The sequence below is a fragment of the Flavobacterium sp. FlaQc-30 genome, from assembly GCF_044005885.1.
Lineage (GTDB): Bacteria > Bacteroidota > Bacteroidia > Flavobacteriales > Flavobacteriaceae > Flavobacterium.
In genome coordinates this window covers 554,676-577,240 of the sequence record NZ_JBIPCO010000001.1, presented here as the reverse complement: position 1 = coordinate 577,240, position 22,565 = coordinate 554,676, and the positions used below count along the sequence as shown (strand labels likewise).

The 22,565-nt window shown below is 33.0% G+C and carries 23 protein-coding genes; 18 read left to right on the top strand and 5 right to left on the bottom strand.

Annotation, left to right across the window (positions count from 1 at the left end; translation table 11 throughout):
- Positions 1-77 precede the first annotated feature (77 nt).
- Complete coding sequence (locus ACHRV0_RS02505; RefSeq protein WP_395439797.1) at positions 78-647, top strand: hypothetical protein; 570 nt, start codon at positions 78-80, stop codon at positions 645-647.
- A gap of 80 nt (positions 648-727) precedes the next feature.
- Here ACHRV0_RS02505 and ACHRV0_RS02500 read toward each other — a convergent pair whose 3' ends face one another.
- Genes ACHRV0_RS02500 through ACHRV0_RS02490 form a run of 3 tightly spaced genes read right to left on the bottom strand, consistent with a single transcriptional unit; the run spans position 728 to position 2,626 of the window.
- Entirely contained in the window at positions 728-1,651 is a 924-nt protein-coding gene (locus ACHRV0_RS02500; protein ID WP_395439796.1) for an alpha/beta hydrolase family protein, read from the bottom strand.
- Positions 1,652-1,659: 8 nt separating this feature from the next.
- Complete coding sequence (locus tag ACHRV0_RS02495) at positions 1,660-2,055, bottom strand: hypothetical protein (RefSeq protein WP_395439795.1); 396 nt, start codon at positions 2,053-2,055, stop codon at positions 1,660-1,662.
- Positions 2,039-2,626, bottom strand: a complete 588-nt coding sequence (locus tag ACHRV0_RS02490) for an RNA polymerase sigma factor (protein WP_395439794.1) — start codon at positions 2,624-2,626, stop codon at positions 2,039-2,041. The genes ACHRV0_RS02495 and ACHRV0_RS02490 overlap by 17 nt, the downstream gene beginning before the upstream one ends.
- 274 nt (positions 2,627-2,900) lie before the next feature.
- On the opposite strand from ACHRV0_RS02490, the gene ACHRV0_RS02485 reads away from it, so the two are divergent.
- Positions 2,901-3,248 carry a DUF6249 domain-containing protein gene (locus tag ACHRV0_RS02485; RefSeq protein WP_089053620.1) on the top strand — a complete coding sequence of 116 codons (348 nt, stop codon included), beginning with the start codon at positions 2,901-2,903 and terminating at the stop codon, positions 3,246-3,248.
- A 52-nt stretch (positions 3,249-3,300) separates the two neighbouring features.
- On the opposite strand, the gene rnhA is transcribed toward ACHRV0_RS02485, so the two are convergent.
- Together rnhA and purN are read right to left on the bottom strand one after the other, a co-directional pair.
- Positions 3,301-3,780 carry a ribonuclease HI gene (gene rnhA / locus ACHRV0_RS02480; RefSeq protein ID WP_129023505.1) on the bottom strand — a complete coding sequence of 160 codons (480 nt, stop codon included), beginning with the start codon at positions 3,778-3,780 and terminating at the stop codon, positions 3,301-3,303.
- A 126-nt stretch (positions 3,781-3,906) separates the two neighbouring features.
- On the bottom strand, positions 3,907-4,485 hold the full coding sequence (purN, locus tag ACHRV0_RS02475; protein WP_129023504.1) for a phosphoribosylglycinamide formyltransferase: 579 nt from the start codon (positions 4,483-4,485) through the stop codon (positions 3,907-3,909).
- Between the two features lie 175 nt (positions 4,486-4,660).
- Between purN and ACHRV0_RS02470 the strand changes: the two genes are divergently transcribed.
- The 16 genes from ACHRV0_RS02470 (at position 4,661) to ACHRV0_RS02395 (ending at position 22,374) form a co-directional block, all read left to right on the top strand.
- Positions 4,661-4,897 (top strand): acyl carrier protein, encoded by a 237-nt coding sequence (locus ACHRV0_RS02470; RefSeq protein ID WP_007137004.1) that lies wholly within the window; start codon positions 4,661-4,663, stop codon positions 4,895-4,897.
- A 238-nt stretch (positions 4,898-5,135) separates the two neighbouring features.
- Positions 5,136-6,389, top strand: coding sequence for a beta-ketoacyl-ACP synthase II (gene fabF, locus ACHRV0_RS02465; protein ID WP_129023503.1), 1,254 nt, complete (start codon positions 5,136-5,138; stop codon positions 6,387-6,389).
- A gap of 9 nt (positions 6,390-6,398) precedes the next feature.
- Positions 6,399-7,139 (top strand): ribonuclease III, encoded by a 741-nt coding sequence (gene rnc / locus ACHRV0_RS02460; protein ID WP_089053624.1) that lies wholly within the window; start codon positions 6,399-6,401, stop codon positions 7,137-7,139.
- Between the two features lie 125 nt (positions 7,140-7,264).
- Entirely contained in the window at positions 7,265-7,753 is a 489-nt protein-coding gene (locus ACHRV0_RS02455) for an IPExxxVDY family protein (RefSeq protein WP_089053625.1), read from the top strand.
- Between the two features lie 5 nt (positions 7,754-7,758).
- Entirely contained in the window at positions 7,759-9,192 is a 1,434-nt protein-coding gene (pyk, locus tag ACHRV0_RS02450) for a pyruvate kinase (RefSeq protein WP_129023502.1), read from the top strand.
- A 566-nt stretch (positions 9,193-9,758) separates the two neighbouring features.
- Positions 9,759-11,444 carry an arylsulfatase gene (locus tag ACHRV0_RS02445; RefSeq protein ID WP_129023501.1) on the top strand — a complete coding sequence of 562 codons (1,686 nt, stop codon included), beginning with the start codon at positions 9,759-9,761 and terminating at the stop codon, positions 11,442-11,444.
- 68 nt (positions 11,445-11,512) lie between these two features.
- Positions 11,513-12,532 (top strand): HAD family hydrolase, encoded by a 1,020-nt coding sequence (locus ACHRV0_RS02440; RefSeq protein WP_395439793.1) that lies wholly within the window; start codon positions 11,513-11,515, stop codon positions 12,530-12,532.
- 94 nt (positions 12,533-12,626) lie between these two features.
- A complete protein-coding gene (locus tag ACHRV0_RS02435; protein WP_395439792.1) occupies positions 12,627-13,454 on the top strand; it encodes a hypothetical protein in 828 nt (275 codons plus the stop codon).
- A gap of 126 nt (positions 13,455-13,580) precedes the next feature.
- On the top strand, positions 13,581-14,981 hold the full coding sequence (locus ACHRV0_RS02430) for a DUF2252 domain-containing protein (RefSeq protein WP_395439791.1): 1,401 nt from the start codon (positions 13,581-13,583) through the stop codon (positions 14,979-14,981).
- 26 nt (positions 14,982-15,007) lie between these two features.
- Positions 15,008-15,748: a DUF2092 domain-containing protein gene (locus ACHRV0_RS02425; RefSeq protein ID WP_395439790.1), complete on the top strand. Its 741-nt coding sequence runs from the start codon at positions 15,008-15,010 to the stop codon at positions 15,746-15,748.
- 20 nt (positions 15,749-15,768) lie between these two features.
- Entirely contained in the window at positions 15,769-16,518 is a 750-nt protein-coding gene (locus tag ACHRV0_RS02420) for a DUF6515 family protein (protein ID WP_395439789.1), read from the top strand.
- A 254-nt stretch (positions 16,519-16,772) separates the two neighbouring features.
- Positions 16,773-17,351, top strand: a complete 579-nt coding sequence (locus ACHRV0_RS02415; protein ID WP_089053634.1) for a DUF4136 domain-containing protein — start codon at positions 16,773-16,775, stop codon at positions 17,349-17,351.
- A gap of 143 nt (positions 17,352-17,494) precedes the next feature.
- Entirely contained in the window at positions 17,495-18,688 is a 1,194-nt protein-coding gene (locus ACHRV0_RS02410; RefSeq protein ID WP_395439788.1) for a helix-turn-helix domain-containing protein, read from the top strand.
- Positions 18,689-18,745: 57 nt separating this feature from the next.
- Entirely contained in the window at positions 18,746-19,711 is a 966-nt protein-coding gene (locus ACHRV0_RS02405) for a transporter (protein WP_395439787.1), read from the top strand.
- Positions 19,712-19,778: 67 nt separating this feature from the next.
- A complete protein-coding gene (locus ACHRV0_RS02400) occupies positions 19,779-20,966 on the top strand; it encodes a BamA/TamA family outer membrane protein (protein WP_395439786.1) in 1,188 nt (395 codons plus the stop codon).
- Between the two features lie 211 nt (positions 20,967-21,177).
- Entirely contained in the window at positions 21,178-22,374 is a 1,197-nt protein-coding gene (locus tag ACHRV0_RS02395) for an aminopeptidase C (RefSeq protein ID WP_395439785.1), read from the top strand.
- The last annotated feature ends 191 nt before the right edge of the window (positions 22,375-22,565 follow it).

The following is a 22,565-nucleotide window of genomic DNA, read 5'->3' as shown; positions in this document are numbered from 1 at the left end:
GAATTAAATTGCAATATATATTTTGGAAAAAACGCTGCATATTTTTATTAGATTTGTTTAAACCTCAAATCTCATTTATGAAGAGAATTATAACCTTATCACTGTTGTTTTTTCTTTTGATTTCCTGCGAAAGAAAAGAGCCTAATTTTTCTGAAGAAATGATTGAAAAAATTGCTGGTGAATATGATAAAGATGATAAAATCATTGTAATTAAATTATATTCTCTTTTGGATTTATATATCAAAACAAATGAGAATGAGATTTTTACAACTAATGCAAATTATTTGTTTGAATGTTATAAACGTCATTATTCAAAAAAGTATAAAACTTTTAAAATTTTCTTGGAAGTAATCTTAGATAAAGATTATGTATTTGATAAATCAAATCAAATAATAACACTTTCTCCTTATTATAAATTAAGTCCAAAAATCGAAAAAGAATATTCTACTTTAGGATTTGATAATTTTTTTAGAAAATACTCAAAACAATCATTTAGAAAAGATGAGCTTGAACTTAATACATCTAATCTAAAAACGAATGAATATTTTACAGTTAAATATCTGCTATATATAAACAAATACGATGTAAGTTCCGATTGTCTTGCAGGAAGGGATTATATCAGAAAAAGAGAAGATTCTTTTAAATAAAACTACAACTGATATTTCTTCTCAAAATAATTTTTTAGAAAGTTTGGAATATGTTCTAGTAACTGTCAGCGATAGTGATTTTAGTTATGATTCTTTAATTTATCTAAACTTTTAATCCAATTGATGGCATCTTTCATAGGCTCTTGATTGTCTGAAAATGCTGTGTTGTGGCCTAAGTTTGGAAATAACTTATATTCATAAGGTTTTCCTTTGGATTTTAACACGTTAAGATATTCGATGGATAGTTTCACGGGAACCTGAATGTCTTTGCCTCCGAAAATCCAGAATCCCGGAATTGATAGTTTAGAAAGAACATCGTTAGGATTTGTGTCAACAAACTCATATTTGTCAGGGTCATTGAATACGTGTTTTCTTGCTTCTTCTTCAGAGTGTGTATCCCAAAATTTGTTGTCTCCATTTGTGTAAAATTGGAATCTCAATTGTTCTTTAACGGTTATAAGCGCTCCGCTGAATATGGTCATAAATTTGACTTTCTTGTTTTTCTCTGCGGCCAATGGAATTATCCATCCAGCTTGACTGCCTCCTATTAAACCTATTGCTATTTGATCATTTTGTAAATGCTTGGACAAAGTATTTACAGCGGCACTTGCATCTAAAGACAAAAGATTTAGATTATAGAAATCAACATTGTTAGTCCCAACTTCAGGTCCGGCATATATGCCAGCTGATTCTCCGACGCCGCGTTTATCATATGTTAAAACTGCAATTCCATTGTTGGCTAGATTTGCTGCAAAGTCTATCATTCTTTTTTCTTGCCCTGATCCATGAACAATCACAACGGCAGCCTGTATATTGTTAGGTGTAAAAACAGTTCCCGCAAGTGAAATTCCTTCACTAACAAATTTTATTTCCTTAGTAGTAAAGTTTGGCGGAACTGCTGCTGTGTAATTAGTAACAAATACTAACAACAATAGTAAGATATAATGGGAGTGTGCGTTTGTTGCTCTTAGAAGGGGTTTAAAAAATGACGTTTTATTTTTCATCTTTAAATCTATAGTTGATATTTCTTGTCAAAATAATTTTTTAAAATCCCAACTTGAATTAAAACCATAAAAGGAACTATCAAAACAGCATACAATGTGGTTTTAGAAAGATGAATTCCTGAGAATGCATTTCCAATTTTGTCCGTATATAATTTTCCAATTTCTAGATTATTTTCTGAAACTGAAAAAAGAGATATGTAAATAATCAAAGCAACTATTGCAGCTCCAATGAAAAACCAAACAGGTTTAGAAATTAAGGGTTGGTATGTTTTGATTTTTTTCTCTTCTAATAAATGAACTTCAGCCATTATTTTAGAAGTAAAATCGAATGATGGTGACTGCAGTTTTTCTTCAGCCATCATTTTATCAATAAGTTGTTCTATATTTTTATCGCTCTCTCTCATAACATTCTATTATTTCAGGTTCTAGCTGTTGTCTCAAAATTACGGCTAATTTTTGTCTGCTTCTAAATAGTTTTACTTTCGCATTATTTGCCGATATATTCATGATTTTTCCAATTTCTTCTAAATTTTGATCGTCAAAATAAAATAAAGTCAGAAGAAAATTTTCATCATTGGGTAATAAGTTTAAACATTTCTGAATCGTATGCTTTCGTTCTTTTTCTTCTAAAAGACTTAACGCATTATCCATTGTTTTGATTAAATGCGAAGAAAAATCATCAATCGAAATGTTTAGATCTTCTTTTTTGTTTTTCTTCAATCTGTCCAAACAAGTATTATAGGCAATCTTGTAAATCCAGGTCGAAAATTTAGAATCACCTTTAAATTTATTTAAAGAACTAAAAACCTTAATAAAGGTATCTTGTGCAACTTCTTCCGCTTCTTCTCGATTTTTTACCATTTTGAGCGCCAATGTAAAGATCATATCTTTATAACGATCAACAAGTATGGCAAAAGCTTTTGTCTCGCCATGCAAAATTTTATCGATATAATGTTGATCATTTAGTGTGCTCATATTATATAGGACGACAGTTTGTTTATTTAGGTTACAACATTTTAAAAATAAATTTTAAATATGAAAAGGAAATTCCAATTGCGGTGTTGAACTTTGTCAATCTTTAAAACTTTGACAAAGTTTGTCTTGTGAAAAATATATTCAAAATTAACTGATTATCAGTGATTTTCGGGATTTTGAATTTAATTTTTGAAAGTTTTTACAAAAACGTGTAACCTCAATTTAAAAAGCCTCGTCATATGGGTATATCAATCAATTAAAAACACAAAACATCATGGACGAAAAAATTTTAATTCCAATTAGTCTTTTCTTAATGATCTTCGGGATCGTTTATTTAATCTTTTCAACAAGAAATAGAGAGCGTTTGGCTCTTATAGAAAAAGGGGTAGATGCCAGTATCTTTTTGCAGGGAAAAGGAAGCGGTGTTCCGGTTTGGAAAATTTTTGTGGTAAATTTTGCTTTCTTATTAATAGGCAGCGGTGTTGGAATTTTTCTTGCGTTACTTATAACTACTTATACATCTCTTCAGGACGGAGCAGTTTATCCTTCAATTATTTTTATAATGGCAGGAATTGGGCTTTTGACAGGATTTAAAACAGCAAAAGATTTAGATAAAGAATAAGCAGGAAATTAAGTTAGTAAAAAAAGCATCAATATAATTGATGCTTTTTTTTTTATTCCTTAGAACCTATGGTTTCGTAATAAACATCTACAGAGAGTTTGGGCTGCATTGATGCCATAACAGCCAGTTGATCACAGCGCTCATTTTGAGGATGATTGTTGTGTCCTTTAATCCATTTAAAATCGACTTGGTGTTTTCTGTAAGCAATCAAAAAGCGTTTCCATAAATCAGGATTTTTTCTGCCGGCAAATTTCTTTTTTTCCCAGCCTAAAACCCATTTCTTTTCAACAGAATCTACTACATATTTAGAATCTGAAATTACAAGAACTTTCATGTTTGGTTTTTTTAGTTTTTCAAGGCCTACAATTACTGCTAAAAGCTCCATTCTGTTATTAGTCGTAAGACGAAAACCCTCATAAAACTCTTTTTTGTGCGGTGTTCCTACCAATTCCATCACTACGCCATAACCGCCGTTTCCAGGATTTCCTTTGGCAGCACCATCAGTGTATATATGTACTTCGTGTTGGGTCATTTTAATTTTTGATTAACCATATAAGTACTATAAGTTCATTTAAAAATACGGTCTTATATTTCTTTGTGAATATGACGATAGTTATTTAAGCGTCAGACTTATATATTCTTATATGACTTATATAGTTTAAATATTAGAGTTTGAATCTTCTAGGATAGTCTGAATTATTTCCGGAAAGTGTTTTTGTTCCAATTCGTGAATCTTTTCGGCTACTGTTTCTGGGGTATCCTCTTCAGTTAATGCAACATTTGCTTGAAAAATAATAGCTCCTTCGTCGTAGTTTTCATTTACATAATGAATAGAAATTCCAGTTTCCTTTTCTTTATTATTTACTATTGCTCTATGTATGTGCATTCCATACATTCCTTTACCTCCATAATTTGGTAAAAGTGCAGGGTGAATATTTATTATCTTATTTGGATAGTGCTCAATTATGTTTTCTGGGAATTTCAATAAAAAGCCAGCAAGAATTATCAAATCCGGGTCGATTTTTTGTATTTTTTGTAATACATTTCGTTCTAAAAGTTCGTTTTTTGAGAAGATTTCGACTGGAATTTGATGATTTTTTGCTCTTTCAATAACTTTTGCAGAGGCATTATTGGTAAAAACCGAAACAACTTTTGCAATTTCAGTATTTGCAAAATGTTTTATAATATTTTCTGCATTAGTTCCTGATCCTGAGGCAAAAACGATAATTTTTTTCATAATAGTGCTTATTTTGAGAATGCAAAAAACGGAATAAAAAACGAAAATAAATAGCTTTAAAAGACCTTTCTTGAAATTAATTTTATAAATTAGTGTCACATTTATAAACTAAATAGTTGTTTTAAAATAAAGTTTTTTATTTTTGCCAACAAATTAAATTCTAAAATTAAAGATTATGTCAGACATTGCATCAAGAGTAAAAGCGATTATCGTAGACAAATTAGGTGTTGACGAAAACGAAGTTGTAACAGAAGCAAGCTTCACTAATGATTTGGGAGCTGACTCATTAGACACTGTTGAGCTTATTATGGAATTCGAAAAAGAATTTGATATTCAAATTCCAGACGATCAAGCAGAAAACATTGCTACTGTAGGTCAAGCTATTTCTTATATCGAAGAAGCTAAAAAATAATAATACCGCACCCGAATTCTAAAAATTCCAAACTTGAATTTTCAAATTCCCAAACTTGGGATTTGTTTTTAAAAACTTGGAATTTTTAGAATCGGGTGTTATTATTTTTTTAAAATTTAAATTTCGATTGATTTTCAATCAAAAAGATATATTTATATTGTAATGCCCATGGCTCTTAAGTAACAAAACTGTTAAGAAAGCGTGGGTTTTATTTGTTTAAAGTACAAAATACATATTTATGGCATTAAGGCGAGTTGTTGTAACAGGATTAGGTGCACTTACTCCTATCGGGAATAATATCCAGGAATATTGGAATGCACTTGTGAATGGGGTTAGCGGAGCGGCTCCTATAACATATTATGATACAGAAAAGCATAAAACGAAATTTGCCTGTGAAGTAAAAAACTTCAATATTGAAGATTTTATGGATCGTAAAGAATCTCGAAGATTAGATAAATTTGCTCAATATGCTGTTGCTGCTAGTGACGAGGCTATTAAAGATGCCGGACTTACTGATGATAATATCGACAAACAAAGAGTTGGTGTTATTTGGGGTGCAGGAATTGGCGGTTTAGAGACTTTTCAAGATGAAGTAATTTATTATGCTAAAGGTGACGGAACTCCAAAATTCAATCCGTTTTTTATTCCAAAAATGATTGCCGATATCGCTCCTGCGCATATTTCGATGCGTAATGGGTATATGGGGCCAAATTATACTACTGTTTCTGCATGTGCATCTTCTGCAAATGCATTAATCGATGCTTTTAATTACATTCGTTTAGGAATGTGTGATGTTATTGTATCAGGTGGTTCTGAAGCTGCTGTTACCATTGCTGGTATGGGTGGTTTTAGCTCAATGCACGCTTTGTCTACAAGAAACGAAAGTCCAGAAACAGCTTCAAGACCTTTTGACGCTACTAGAGATGGTTTTGTTTTAGGAGAAGGAGCAGGAGCGTTAGTTCTTGAAGATTACGAACATGCAAAAGCCAGAGGCGCAAAAATTTATTGCGAAATTGGCGGAGGCGGAATGTCATCTGACGCTTATCACTTAACTGCACCGCATCCGGAAGGAATTGGAGTTATTGCAGTTATGAAAAATACTTTAAGAGATGCAGGAATGAATCCAGAAGATGTTGATCATATCAATACTCACGGAACTTCTACTCCATTAGGAGATGTTGCTGAATTAAAAGCGATTAGCGCTGTATTTGGTGAGCATGCAAAAAACATCAATATCAACTCAACGAAATCAATGACAGGACATTTACTTGGTGCTGCTGGAGCTATCGAAGCAATCGCTTCAATTTTAGCAATGCAACATGGTATTGTTCCTCCAACAATTAATCATACTGTGGTTGATGAAAACATTGATCCATCATTGAATCTTACTTTAAACAAACCTCAAAAAAGAGAAGTGAACGTTGCTATGAGTAACACTTTTGGTTTTGGCGGACACAATGCTTGTGTATTGTTTAAAAAATTAGCTGACTAATTTTCGTATATGAATATTATCAAAAAAATATTTTCTAAATCCCGTTCTCTAGAAGACGGGATTTTTTTTGACACTATTCAAAAAATAGTTGGTTTTCAGCCTGTTACAATCGATTTTTATAAGAAAGCGTTTACGCACAGATCTTCAAATAAATTAGACGAATCAGGAAATCCGATTAATTATGAACGTTTAGAATTTCTTGGAGATGCTATGTTAAGTGCCGTAATTGCAGCACATTTATTTAATAAAGCACCAAATGGAGATGAAGGATATTTGACAAAAATGCGTTCGAAAATCGTGAGCAGAGAACACTTGAATGAATTAGGTAAAGATCTGAATTTAGTACAATTTGTTGAAAGTAAAGTGCCTGTACAGCATTTTGGAGAGAACATTCACGGAAACATTTTTGAATCACTTGTCGGTGCTATATATTTGGATAAAGGATATTCGTATTGTGAAAGATTTATTCAAAAAAGAGTAATTACTCCTTATGTTGATATTGCTCGATTAGAAGGAAAAGTAATTAGTTATAAAAGCTTAGTTATTGAATGGTGTCAAAAAGAAAAGAGAATTTTTCACTACGACATTTTTGAAGATAATGGTATTGACGGACAACGCTTGTTTGGTGTCAAATTAAGCATTGATGATAAAGTAATCGCAAGAGCGCGAGCAACTTCAAAAAAGAAAGCAGAAGAGAAAGCTTCCCAAAGAGCTTATTTTGCATTTCAAGAAAAAATTGACAAGAAATGATTACAAAGTCGCTGTAGTTTTCTTAAAGCTAAATCGTTTTCGTTTATAAATTAACAAAAACAAGCGACTCATAAGTATAGATGCTCCGATAGAAGTAGTATATTTACAACTTGATTTTTCATGACATGGCTATTCATAGATTGGATTTAGACGAATTTGACGAAATTGATTATTATTTAATGGCTATTCATACTTCATTAGAAGATTATAGATTGGCTTATTTTATCAATAAAAACCTTCCGATTAACTTAAGTAAGAGCAAAAACGAGATCCATGCTCAAACTAAAGAAGGCGAGGCAAATTTTTCGAGATTTTATTATTATGATTCTGAAAAGGCTGTTTCATGGAATTTGATTCAGAATAAAAATGAGATCATTTCTGTGAGTACAAATGATTTCCAGAATTTGTTTTCTAATGAAACAAGTGAGGTTTCTACGACAATTCATTTACTTCCTGAATTCAAGAAAGTAGATTTTTTCCTGAAAATTGAAAACAGCGAGGAGGCTGTCGATTTTTCAGAAATTCAACAACATTTAAACTCAATAGAAAGTATTGCAGCAGTTTATGCTGTGGATACCAATAAAATAAAATCAAAAAACAATCTAATTTTTTAAAAAAAATGTTAACAAATAAGAAAACCAAAATTGTTGCTACACTTGGGCCTGCATGTAGTACAAGAGAGATTATCAAGGATATGATCGATGCAGGGGTTAATGTGTTTAGAATCAATTTTTCGCATGCTGATTACGAAGGAGTAAAAGAGAAAATTAATATTATTAGAGGACTTAACGAAGAGTTTGGTTATACTACAGCAATCCTTGGAGATTTGCAAGGGCCAAAACTTAGAGTTGGGGTTATGGAAGAAGGAACTGTTGTAAATGATGGTGATGAAATTACTTTTACAACGGCAGAAGATATTGTAGGAAATGCTCAAAAAGCATTCATGAAATATCAAAATTTTCCAAATGATGTAAATGTTGGTGAGCGTATTTTGCTTGACGATGGTAAACTTATTTTTGAAATTGTTTCTACAGATAAAAAAACAGAAGTAGTTGCTAAAGTAATTCAAGGTGGAGAATTAAAATCTAAAAAAGGGGTTAATCTTCCAAACACAAAAATTTCTTTACCAGCTTTAACTGAAAAAGATATCGCCGATGCGATTTTTGCAATTGAGCAAAAGGTAGATTGGATCGCACTTTCATTCGTGAAAACACCACGCGATTTACAAGATTTACAAGAATTAATCGCTAAACATTCAGACGTTAAAATTCCAATTATTGCTAAAATTGAAATGCCGGAAGCTCTTGAGAACATGGATAAAATTGTAGCATATTGCGATGGTTTAATGGTTGCACGTGGAGATTTAGGAGTTGAACTTCCTGCTCACGAAGTACCATTGGTTCAAAAAGATTTGATCCGCAGAGCTAAAACAGCTAGAATTCCTGTTATCGTTGCAACACAAATGATGGAAACAATGATTACAAGTTTAACACCAACAAGAGCAGAAGTAAATGACGTTGCTAACTCAGTAATGGATGGTGCAGATGCTGTAATGTTGTCTGGAGAAACCGCAACAGGGAATTATCCAGTTCAGGTAATTCAAAGAATGACTCAAATTTGTGAGGCAGTAGAAAATTCAGAACTTATTCACGTTCCACAAAATACACCTCAAATCAAAACAAAACGTTTCGTTACTAAAACAGTTTGTCATCAAGCGGCTTTATTAGCAAATGAAATTGAGGCAAAAGCAATTTGTACTTTAACAAATAGTGGTTATACAGCTTTCCAAATTTCGGCTTGGAGACCTTCAACTGCTCACATTTTAGTATTTACTTCAAACAGAAGAATCTTAACACAATTGAATTTATTGTGGGGAGTTAAATCATTCTTTTATGATAATGAAGAAAGCACAGATGATACTGTTACAGATGTAAATCAAATCGCTGTTGAAAAGGGATATGCTTCAAAAGGGGATTATTTGATTAATCTTGCTGCTATGCCAATTAAAGATAAAGGAATGGTAAACACCATGAGAGTTTCTGAAATCGAATAGTTTTTAAAATATACTATATATAATTAAGCCATCATTTTGATGGCTTTTTTTTGGATAAAATTTTCTGATTCGAAGTTTTTTCTTTCATATTAATGTTGCAAAATCGACTACTTAAGCCAAAATTAGTTGCTTTTTTGGCAAAATCGACTTAGAATTTATAGTATTTCAAAGTTATTTAATCTAAAAAAGCATGAAATTTAGACTCTTTTTTTTAGACTGATTTAAAAAAACAACATTCTAACAGCTTCATTATGCACTTTTTTAGAAGTTGCAATCTATAATTTGAAACAAATAGTAGCAGATTAAAACAGTTTTGATGTTGCAAGTTATAAAATGAAACGAAGTAAAACCGTACAAACACAAACATCTCGTGTTTTATTGCATAAATTTGAAATGCTTAATAAAAAGTTAAAAAATTATTGTTGCAAATTCCCCCACTCGCAATAATTTAAAAAACTTGACTTAACTAGTAAACATATTTTTTTCTGATTAATTTTTATAAATAATTTTTGTACGAATTTATTTAATCTTCTTGACAAGCATAATTATTAACGAATTCAATTACCATGAAACAAATCAAGTTTAAAAGTCAATTTAAAAATGCAATGACATTGTTTGCATTTACATGCTTTGCAGCAGCTCAGATGAGTGCGCAAAGCAGTAAAAAGCCCAATATTTTAGTACTTTGGGGTGATGATATTGGGACTACCAATATTAGCGCCTATAGTGACGGATTGATGGGATATACTACGCCAAATATTGATCGTTTGGCAAATGAAGGAATACGTTTCTTGCATTATTACGGAGAACAAAGCTGTACTGCAGGACGTGCTGCTTTTTTAACAGGACAACACGGTCTTAGAACGGGACTTACAAAAGTAGGTTTTCCAGGTGCACCTATGGGTATGAGCCAGTTAGATCCATCAGTTGGAGGAATAATGAAACAGTTAGGATATGTAACAGGACAATTTGGGAAAAATCACGTAGGAGATCGTAATGAAAGTTTACCAACAGTAAATGGTTTCGATGAATTCTTTGGAAATCTGTATCACTTAAATGCTGAAGAAGAGCCAGAATTGCCTGATTATCCTAAAGATCCAGAATATTTGAAAAAATATGGTCCAAGAGGAGTTTTAAAATGTACAGCAACAAATGTTGATGATGCGACTACAGATCCTCGTTTTGGAAGAGTTGGAAAACAAAGAATTGAAGATACAGGACCTCTTACTAAAAAGAGAATGGAAACTGTTGACGATGAAACTTCTGCAGCAGCAATCGATTTTATTAAAAGACAAAATGCAGCAGGAAAGCCATTTTTCTGCTGGTTCAATGCTACTCGTATGCACCTTCGTACACACGTAAGAGCTGAACACAGAGGAAGATACACTCATGGAGATAGTGAATATATTGACGGTATGATCGAGCATGATGAAACTATCGGAAGTATTTTGAAAGCATTAGATGATTTAGGGATTGCAGATAATACTATTGTAGTGTATTCAACAGACAACGGTCCTCATATGAACACATGGCCTGACGGAGCTATGACACCATTCCGTTCAGAAAAAAACACCAACTGGGAGGGAGCTTTCCGTGTACCATGTATTGTTCGCTGGCCAGGACACATTAAACCAGGTACAGTAACAACTGAGTTAATGAGCCATAACGACTGGATACCAACTTTTGCGTCAATAGCAGGAGAGCCAGATATCGTTAATAAACTTTTAAAAGGATATAGCGCAAACGGAAAAAACTATAAAGTACATTTAGATGGTTTTGATCAAAGTAAATTCTTAGAAGGTAAAACACCAAAAAGTGCAAGAGACAAATTCTTTTATACCGATGATGATGGTTTATTAGTAGGTTTGAGAGAAGGAGATTATAAATATGTTTTTGCAGAGCAGCGTTTAGGAGGTACAATGGGAGTTTGGGCAGAGCCTTTTACAAAGCTTAGATTGCAAAAGATATTCAACTTATATCAAGACCCTTTTGAAAGAGCAGATATAACGTCGAATACATTTTGGGATTGGCAAATGAATCATGTGCAGTTAATGTATGGCGCAATACAAGATGTAGTTGTATTCGCAGAAACGTTTAAAGAATATCCTCCAAGATCAATTCCGCCAAGTTTCTCTGCATATACGATTATGGAAGAGGCAATGAAAGATATTAAGGCTCAAAAATACATCGAGAAAAACGTTCTTCCTAAAGTAAAAGAAGAAGCGGAGACTACATCCAAAAAGAAGAAATAAAGTAATAATCTTAAGTAAAGCCTGAGTTATTCTAATAATTTGGGCTTTGCTATTTAATGACTCACATTATGTATAGGAAATTATATCTCGCAGCTCTATTTTTATTTTTGTTTGTTTCTTGTAAAAATAAATCAGAAGAAAATACAACTGCAAATCCAAAAGAGAGTACTGATACTATTGCAACTAGCGGTGATCCATTGCCAAGTTGGAACGACGGAACTTTGAAAAAAGACATTATTGCGTATGTTGAAAAAGTAACTAAAGAAGGAAGCCCAGACTTTATTCCGATAGAAAGTAGAATTGCCACATTTGATAACGACGGAACACTTTGGGCTGAAAAACCATATGTTCAGGAATTATTCGCTTTTTATCGTGTGAAAAAAATGGTTGAAGCTAATCCAGCTTTAGCACAAAAACAGCCTTTTAAGGCCGTAGTAGAAAAAGATAAAACTTTCTTCGAAAAGGGAGGGGATAAGGCTCTTATTGAGTTAGTTGCTGCAACTCATACAGGCATGACCGAAGATGAGTTTGAAGCATCAACAAAAGAGTTTTTTGCTGGTGCCCAATATCCTGGTAAAAATGTTCCGCTAAAACAAATCAGATACCAGCCTCAATTGGAGCTTTTGAATTATTTGCGTGCAAATGGTTTCAAAACTTTCATTGTAACTGGTGGAACGGTTGAAGTTGTGAGAGCAATATCTCAGGATTTTTATGGAATTCCAAAAGATCAAGTAGTTGGAACTTCTTTCAAATATAAATTTGATGATGCTAAAAATGCAGTTTTACGAGAACCAGCTTTAGATCATTTTAATGATAAAGAAGGAAAACCTGTCGGGATACAATTGCACATTGGTCAACGACCTGTTTTTGCCTGCGGAAATGAAGGTGGAGCTGGCGATCTTGCCATGCTTAGATATTCTTCAGGAAATAAATACCCATCTTTTCAATTAATTGTAAATCATAATGATTCTATTAGAGAATACAATTATCAGGAAAAAGATAATTTGTCATTAAATACCGCTGCAAAATACAAGTATCATGTAATAAGCATGAAAGACGATTGGAAAAAAGTTTTTGCAGACAAATAAAATTGGTTTTGGTTGGTTTTTAAAGCGATACAGCTTTTTAATTTAAAAGCTGTATGCTTTGAATGATTAAAAATCTTTTTAAAAGAATACCACTATGAAATCTATAATCTCAAATAACACGACTAAAATAGTATTCGGTGCTATTTTTTTTCTTTCAACTTTAGCAGTATTTTCACAAGAAGAATCAAAAGCCGGATCAAGTGCTCAAGAACTTGCCGATAAAATGGCAAATCCTGTTGCGAGTTTAATTAGTGTTCCGCTGCAAAATAATCTTACTTATGGGATTGGTCCTTATAATGGATCAAAATATCAAATCAATATACAGCCTGTTGTTCCTTTTAAATTAAGTGAGAATCTTAATTTAATTACCCGTTATATTCTTCCTGTTGTAGATCAGCAAGATGTTACGGGAGAAAACACGCATGAATTCGGTTTAAGCGATGCAACAGTCACAGCCTTTTTTGCTCCTAAAACTAAAGGAATTATCTTAGGAGTTGGTCCTGCTTTTTTAGTACCAACCGCCACCGAAAAATTTCTAGGAACAGAAAAATTCGGAATTGGACCGAGCGTTTTAGTAATGCATCAAGGAAAGGGACTTTCTATAGGTTTTTTAGCCAATCAAATTTGGTCTGTAGCAGGAAATGCGGATAGAGCAGATTTCAATCAGTTTTACACACAAATATTTCTAACACATAGTTATAAAAGTGGTGCCAGTTTAGGTTTTACTTCAGAAATTACGCAAAATTGGCAAGGAAATACAACTCTTATTACAGTAAGTCCAAATGTTGGTGCGATTACCAAATTAGGAGGTCAGACCATGCAATTTGCTGTTATGCCTTTAATACCAATTGTCGGCCATTCGGCGATAAGACCAGATTGGGGACTTAGAGCAGTGGTAGCATTTATATTTCCGGGATCTTAAATTTTTTGGTTTTTATTTTTGATTCCTATTTGAATTGAATTTTTATTTATTGTGAGATGTAATAATAAAACTTTGGGATAATCAATACAGATGTGCTTGTATTGAAGTAAAATTTAAATTGTTTTTATGACCGAAAAAGCAGAAGATAACAACGAGAATTTATTTGATCCTTTGGCATCAAAAGCAGAACGCTACGATAAGGGAACGGCGATCAGAAAAGATGTGTCTCGTTCTTCTCATCAAGAATGGTCAGCTTCCGAAGATCGAGAAGATCCTATTGCAATTTTAATAAAAACCAGTATTGGTCGAATTGAAGATTTGTTGCCTATTCGATATCGAAGAATGATTGAATCTCCTTTTGCATTTTATAGAGGTGCGGCCGCAATTATGGCAGCAGATTTAGTTAATACTCCAAGTACAGGAATACATTTACAGCTTTGCGGCGATTGTCATTTAATGAATTTTGGCGGTTTTGCAACTCCAGAACGTAAGTTGGTTTTTGATATTAATGATTTTGATGAAACTTTTCCAGGACCTTGGGAATGGGATGTAAAAAGACTCGCGGCAAGTTTTGCTATAGCCGGAAAATGGAGAAAGTTCTCAAATAAAACCAGTAAAGAATTTGCCTGGCATGTTGCAGACAGTTATAAAAGACACATGCTCGAATACAGTAAATTATCGGCACTTCAAATTTGGTATGCCGATATTGATTTGGCAGAACTTATTGAATTAGGAAAAGATGAAGAACTAAAAGAGTTTCAGCAAAAACGAATAAAAAAAGCAGCTGAATCTACAGCGCATGAAAAAGAGTTTGCAAAAATGACTTATCTAGATGGGGTTAGAGCAAAAATAAAAGATGATCCGCCATTAATTTATCATCCGTCAGGAACAGATCAAAACTATACTTTAAGAGAAGCTAAATTAATTCATAAACGATATGTAGAATCGCTTCCTGAAGATAAACAGATTTTATTAAGCCGATATACAATACATGACTTTGCTATAAAAGTGGTAGGTGTGGGAAGTGTTGGAACACTTTGCGGAATCAGTTTATTAATGTCCGCAACTGGTGAACCTATTTTTTTACAGTTTAAAGAAGCCAGACAAAGTGTTTTGGAGCCCAATGTAAAAATTAAAGGAAAATACAAGCATCAAGGAGAACGAATTGTAATGGGACAAAAGTTAATGCAGTCGGCTTCGGATATGTTTTTAGGATGGACAAATGATGATAGAGGCAGGTTTTTTTATATCCGTCAGCTTCGAGATGCTAAAATAAAACCTGTTATCGAAATAATGAAAGCAGAAAACATGGCTGATTATGCAAAAGCCTGCGGATGGGCGCTTGCAAGAGCTCATGCGAGATCAGGAGATCCGTCAATATTGTCGGGATATATAGGAAACAACGACGAATTTGCGAATGCGATTTCAAAATTTTCGATTGCATATGCCCATCAAAACGAATTGGATTATAATAAATTGGTTGAAGCAGTAAAAGAAGGAAGATTGCCTATTTCGGCAGAAATATAATTTTCGTTAATTAAATAATTGTAAGTATGAGTAAAAAAATTATGTTTTTAATCGGTTTTGCTATTATAACAATTACAACGCAAAGCCAGACAACAAGAATTGATTCTGCGGCAGTTTATATTTTACATAGAACCACAGAATCATTGCAATACATAAAATCATGCAGTTTTAGGTCGATAATGACTTATGATATTTCTAACGAAAGTCTGGGATTAATTAAGCATTCGATAAATGAAAAAGTTTCGATCAAATTTCCAGATAAAATGAAAATTACTTCAACTGGAGATAAAGGAAACAGAAGTTTATGGTATAATGGCAAGAGTTTATATTATTATTCTTTTGATAATAATACTTATGCAACTGCAGCAGCACCAAAATCTGTTATAGAAACGATTGATGAAACCAGCAAAAAATTTGGAATTGAATTTCCTGCTGCCGATTTTTTCTACGAAACATTCTTAGAAGACCTTAAAGCAGAAAAAGGAAATCTAATTTATTTAGGCAAAACTATTATTGATGACAAAGAGTGTTTTCATATTGCAGGTACAGATAAAAACAAAAGCTTTCAATTCTGGATTGGAAGCGATGATTTTTTCCTGCCTGTAAAAATGGTAATAGTTTATATTAATGACAAAGACAAGCCTCAATACGAAGCGGTATATAAGGATTGGGTTGTAAATCCAGATTTTCCTGATTATATGTTTGAGTTTGCAGTTCCGCCAAAGGCAGTAAAAGTTCCCCTTAAGGAAAGAGAGACGAAAAAATAATCATCTAAAATTCTATCATTATGAAATTAGATTTACTAAAACATATAAAAGTATTTGTTGCTGTTGTAGTATTTGTAATAATGCTGATTGTTCCAGAATCTGCAAATGCACAGCGATTTGGTCATTTTACACCTCACGCAGTGATGCCTAGACCCATGCCGATACATCCGCCATCACCACGGCCAATTCCTCCCACACCAAGGCCAATACCTCCAGGGCCGCGTCCAATTCCGCCCGGACCACGACCAATACCTCCGCATCCTTATCCTAGACCATTGCCTCCGCCGCCGTTTCACCCTTATCCGGTGCCATATCCTTACATCTATCATCCGTTTGTTCCTTACTATTGGGGGCCAACATGGTATCCGATTGGTTTTTTTGCAGCCACATTAACAACAGCGGCAATTGTGATTTCGGTTGAGGATAATCAATACAATTATGATGATGGAGTTTATTATGTAAAAGATTCAGGCGGTTACAAAGTCGTTCCAGCACCGTTGGGAGCAACTATTTCTGAATTGCCGAAAGGTTATGTAACTATTAATGTGTCGGGTGTTGACTATTATTACTATGGAGGAACTTATTATACTAAAGACACCTCAAAATATAAAGTAGTAAATGCGCCGGTAGGAGCTATAGTTTCACATTTGCCGGAAGGATCTGAAGAGAAAACAATAGACGGGCAAAAATATATGATTTATAATAATGTTTACTATCAGCCAATTTCAAAAGACGGCCAAGATAGTTATGTAGTCGTACAAGGTAAATAGAAAAGGTTCAATTGCTAATTTAAGTTGTATTAGAAAATGAATGTTTGGCAAAAATAAGTAAGAATATTTTGCAAACAATTATGTTAAATTAAATAAAATAATTTATCTTTGAGAGTGTAAAAATAAGCTGTTTACGAAAAGTTAACATTGGTAACATACAGTTTAAGAGTTATATAGACGTTCATTCTCAGGTTTTTCGGAATTTTAATAATTTGAAGTTAAACTAATTTAATCATTAATTTAAATACCACACTATGAATATTAAAAGAACAAATCTTCGCATAATCCCAATGATAGTATTGGGCTTACTTTATAGCTGCTCCCCAACAGTAAAAGTTACAACCGATTATGATCACGCTGCAAATTTTAGTGAATATAAAACTTTTGCAGTTTATGATTTAAAAACACAACAAGGTCAAGTAAACCAACTAAATATTGACCGAGTTACGAAAGCAATTCGTGCTGAAATGATCTCAAAAGGATTTACTGAAAGTTCAAATCCTGACTTAAAAGTAAATGCTGTTTCAATCTTAAAAAATAAAACCTCAGTTTCTGCTAACACAGATTTTTATGGATATGGCGGAATGTATCGTCCATACGGATATTGGGGAGGCGGTGCAATGATGGGCGGCGCAAACACAACATTTAATAGTTATGATTATGTTGACGGCTCATTAGTCATTGATATAGTTTCTACAAAAACAGACAAACTGGTTTGGCAAGGTATAGGAAATGCCGAAATAGATAATAAACCAGATAATCCAGAAGAATTTATTAATAGTTCTATTAAAAAAATATTAGCAGGATTTCCTCCCGGCTTAGCAAAAAAATAGCTTTGAAATTTATTTTTTATAACAGCTGTACTTTTCGTTTAGGACAAGTACAGCTGTTATGAAAATGTAAACCGTAACCCTTTTTTAAGTATTTAGATACTCAAGAAAAAAGGAAGATATTCATTATATTAAGCTTAAAGCGTATGGCCGATATAGTACTTTCAATTTTCTTTTTTATAGCAGCAATTGTTGGTTTTGCGACCTCTTTTATGGTTCTGTTTTCAAAGAAAAACTACTCAAAAAGTTTTTTCTTAGGATTGTTTTTGTTTAGCCTGACTGTTGTCAGTATTTACAACTTTTATTTATCGGCAAATATTTTTAAAGCCTTTCCAGATTTATTTATGATTACGAAATCATTTATTTTTCTGGCTGCTCCCAGTGCATTTTTATACGTTAGAAGTATATTGTTTCCAGAAATCGTTTTTAAAAAATTTGACTGGCTGCATTTTGTGCCATTTGTTGTTTACTTTTTGCTGACAGTTTTAGTATGGATAGGAAATTATAGTGATAGTAATTTTATTGTTTATGTTTCTGCCAAAGTCAACAGTCCTTTCTCAACCCTGAGTTTAGGCACTTGGTTGATGTATGCTTTTTGTCAGACCATGATGATTTTAAATTATGATTTAGAAAAATTTAAAGGCAATCATCTACATAAAATAAAGACCTTAAAATGGATCAGAATCTATAATTTGATGATCTTGTTTTTATTCTCGACTCTTTTTGTGCATTTCTTTTTGATTAACAAGGCAGGTACTGTCGATTTTTCCTGCTGTGTTTTAATTTCATTGGTTCTTATTTTTACTGTTGGGTGGCTTTATTTTACACCTCATATTTTTTATGATAAAAGTACAGTTGATACTCTTGATTTTGTTGAGGACGGCCTAATTACTGTTGCATCTCGAGAAGTAAAAAACACATTGCCTATTGTAAAAGAGTTAACACCAGAAAAAAAACAAATCTATATAACTAAATTAGAAAGCATATTTGATGCAAAAAAACTCTTTTTGAAAAAGGATCTAGTGATTCGTGATGTAGCTGATGAAACAGGAATTTCAGTTAACAATCTTTCTAATTTAATTAATTCAGAATTTAATCTTCATTTTCAAGACTACATTAATTTAAAAAGAATTGAGTTTTTTAAAGAAAAAATCAATGACTCTGACTGGAAAGGTTTGTCATTAGAAGGAATGGCATGGGCTTCAGGATTTAAATCCCGAACAACTTGTTTTAGAGCTTTTATTAAACATACTGGAAAATCTCCTTCAGAATATTTTAGAGTTATTAGAATTAGCCCTGAAAAGTCACCTTCCTATTTTTTAAAACAGTCTCCAAACTAAAAAGAATTATCTGCCTAGATTGAATTTGAAGTAGTACTAAATTTAAATTAAGAGATTATGACAACGAAATTTAATAGTTACAGACAAATAAAATCGACACTGACATTACTTCTTTTATTTATTTGTTTTTTAGGACATTCGCAATTAAAAGGCGGGCACATACTGGGATCATCAGGATTACAATCTGGAACTCAGGCGCCAGCCAATAATTTGAGTTTATATGTGCCTGGGTATTTTTATGAAGCAGGTTCTTTACGGAATTCTGATGGAGATAAATCAATTGCAAATCCAGATATCAATATGTTTATTACAGGTGTCGGAGCTAATTATGTAAGTGATTTCAAAATTTTAGGAGCTAATTACGGAGCAACAATCTTATTAGCTTTCGCGTCAAACACTATTCAAGGCAGTTATGTCGATTCAAAAAGCCCTTTTGCTTTTACAGATATGCTTGTGCAGCCAATTCAATTAGGCTGGCATAATAAAAGAGCAGATTTTGTTTTTAGTTATCAATTATATCTTCCAACAGGAAAATATGAACTTGGAGCGAGTGATAATAGCGGACTTGGAATGTTTATGAATGAACTTTCGGCAGGAACAACTTTGTTTTTTAATGATAAAAAAACGTTTCATTTTTCAGCTTTAGCGGCTTACGAAATGAATGGTAAAAAGAAAGACACTAATATAAAAACGGGAGATATTTTAAGTATTGAAGGCGGTTTAGGCAAAACATTTTATATGATGAATGCAGAAAAAACTGCTCCCAAAGGAATACTTAATGCGGGATTAATTTATTATTTACAGTATAAAGTATCACATGACGAAATTCCGGCGGGAACTTTGGTGCTTGAACCAAGCAAAGACAGAGTTGGAGCAATAGGTGCCGAGGTGAATTATTTTCATATTGGCTGTAAAACAACAGCGGGGTTACGATGGGTTTCAGAGATTGGTGCCGTAAACAGATTTCAAGGAAATACCTTTTTTCTAACATTGGCTCATGTCTTCAGCTTTGCAAAAGAATAGTTTAAGAAACTAATTGCAGGTTAAATGGTTGATGCTTATTTATAAAATAAATCTTAAATTAATTTAAATGAAAAAAAACTATTCAGATCCCGCGATAAAAAACAGAGTTTTTTTTCAGAAATTAATTTTCATTTTTGCGATATGTCTTTTTTCGTGTCATACAATTATGGGACAAAAACAGCATATAAGTGTAAAAGATTCTCTAGATGGAGCTTTTGATTTAAGCGATTATATAATTTACGCACATGGTTTTATTGTAGTACCAACTGTTATTACCGAACCCGCTTTGGGAGGAATAGGAGGAGCATTAGTGCCAATTTTTCTTAAAAAACGCCCTCCGGTAATTGATGAAAATGGTAAAAAGAGATTTATAAATCCTGATATAACAGGAGGTATTGGTATGTATACTGGAAATAAAAGCTGGATGGCAGGAGCTTTTCGTTCAGCAACTTTAGTTAAACCTAGAATATTATACCGTGTTATGGCAGGTTACGGCGATATGAATTTATCATTTTATGAAAACAATCTGCCAAACGGAAGCGATCAGGAATTTAAACTCAATTTCAGATCCACTATTTTTTATACACAATGGCTAAAGCAGTTTAGAAACGCGAAATGGAGTGCTGGTCCGCAGTATCTTTTTTTAAACTCTAAAATAAATTTACCAGACATAAATATTCCCCCGCCATTTGTTCAGCCCGGAGATATTAAAAGCACAGTAAGTCAGCTTGGAGCAGCCATTCAGTTTGATGGACGTGATAATATATTTACACCAGATAAAGGGATAAGACTACAGTCAGACTTTTTTTGGTCAGATGATGCAATAGGCAGTGATTATGATGCTTGGCGCGTTAATTTATCGGCAATTGGTTATTATCCTTTAACTAAAAAATTAATTGGCGGGCTTAGGATAGAAGGAGAGCAAGCGTTTGGAAGTCCGCCTTTTTATCTTCGTCCTGGTATTAATTTAAGAGGAATTCCTGCCGCTCGATACCAAGGCAAAACCAGCATTGTAACCGAAGGAGAATTACGATGGGATTTGTACCGAAGATGGAGTTTAATGGGATTTGGCGGCGTAGCCAGCGCTTTTAATGATTGGGATAAAGCTTTTGCTAAACCAGTAGTGTATAGTTACGGAACAGGATTTAGATATTTGATAGCCAGAAAGTTTAAGCTTAGAATGGGAGTTGATGTTGCAAGAGGTCCAGAAGATTGGGCCTATTATATTGTTTTTGGCAGTAATTGGTTAAGATAAAAATATATGTAAGAAGTTACTTTTTAAAAATTTAAGACAAAAGCCTCTGTAGACATCTCTATAGAGGCTTTTTGTAATAAATACTTTGATAATAAGAGATATTAAGAAAAAATTAACAGTTGTGTTTCGCACAAATACTTTAATATTTAATTGTTTTGTAACAAAAATATAATACAGGCTACTAATTAGTCAACTATTTAAATCATTGATTATGTATAAAATTACGATGAAATCAGTTTTCGTTGCATCAGCATTTTTGGTTGGTGTGAGCAGCTGTTTTGCACAAGACATTTTGGTAAATTCATTAAAGCTGAATGCAAGTGATAAAAGTAAAGAGAACTTTAAATTCACTGAAGTAATTAACTTAGGTACAACTTCTGTAAAATCTCAAGGATCATCTGGAACTTGCTGGAGTTATTCAACAAACTCATTCTTAGAATCAGAAATGATTCGTTTAGGAAAACAACCAGTAGAGTTGTCACAAATTTTTTCTGCAAGAAATGTTTATGTAGAAAAAGGAGTGAATTATGTTCGTATGCATGGAGCGATTTCTTTAGGTGATGGTGGTGCTTTGCACGATGTAATCAATATGTACAAAAAATACGGAACTGTTCCTAGAGAAGTTTATACAGGATTAAACTACGGTACAGACAAAAATAAATTTGGTGAAATGGGAGCTTTAATCGAAGCAGTTCTTGCAGCGGTAGTTAAAAACCCAAATGGTGAATTAACACCAAACTGGCAAAAAGCGTATGCAGCTGTTATTGATTCTTATTTAGGAAAAGTGCCAGATAATTTTAATTATAAAGGAAAAAATTACACACCACAATCTTTCGCTAAAGAAGTAGTTGGAATTAATCCAGATGAGTATATCGAAATGTCATCATTTACAACATCTCCATATTACCAAAAAACTACTATGATGGTGCCAGACAACTGGTCATTAGATCAGGTTTACAACGTAAAAGTAAACGATATGACAGATGTAATTGATAATGCTTTGAAAAAAGGATATACAGTTGCATGGGCGACAGATGTGAGCGAAAAAAGCTTCAGCTGGAAAAATGGTGTAGCATACGTTGCAACAAAGAAATTTGATGAAATGACGGCCGAAGAAAAAGCAGATATGTTTAATGGACCAAAAGCAGAACCGGAAATCACTCCAGAAATGCGTCAAACAGCATTTGATAACTACACAACTACAGACGACCACGGAATGCATATTATTGGTCTTGCAAAAGATCAAACAGGAAAAGAATATTATATCGTAAAAAATTCTTGGGGAGAAACAAATGATTATAAAGGTTTCTTATTTGTAACTAAGAATTTCGTAAAATATAAAACTACTGCCTTAATGGTAAATAAAGGAGGAATCCCAACTGACATTGCTAAGAAGTTAGGAGTGTAAGTTTAATTCAAATTTTTAGAAAAATAAGAAAGCGCTGTAATAGAATTTGCGGCGCTTTTTTTGTACTATTTTGTTGCTGCTTTTGGGCGTAATTCTGCATTTGAACGTTTTTTGACGTAGTTTGTAGTTATAATAAAGTAAAAAGTTTGTAATGCGGTACCTTTATATAGTATTACGACCCTTTTAATCAA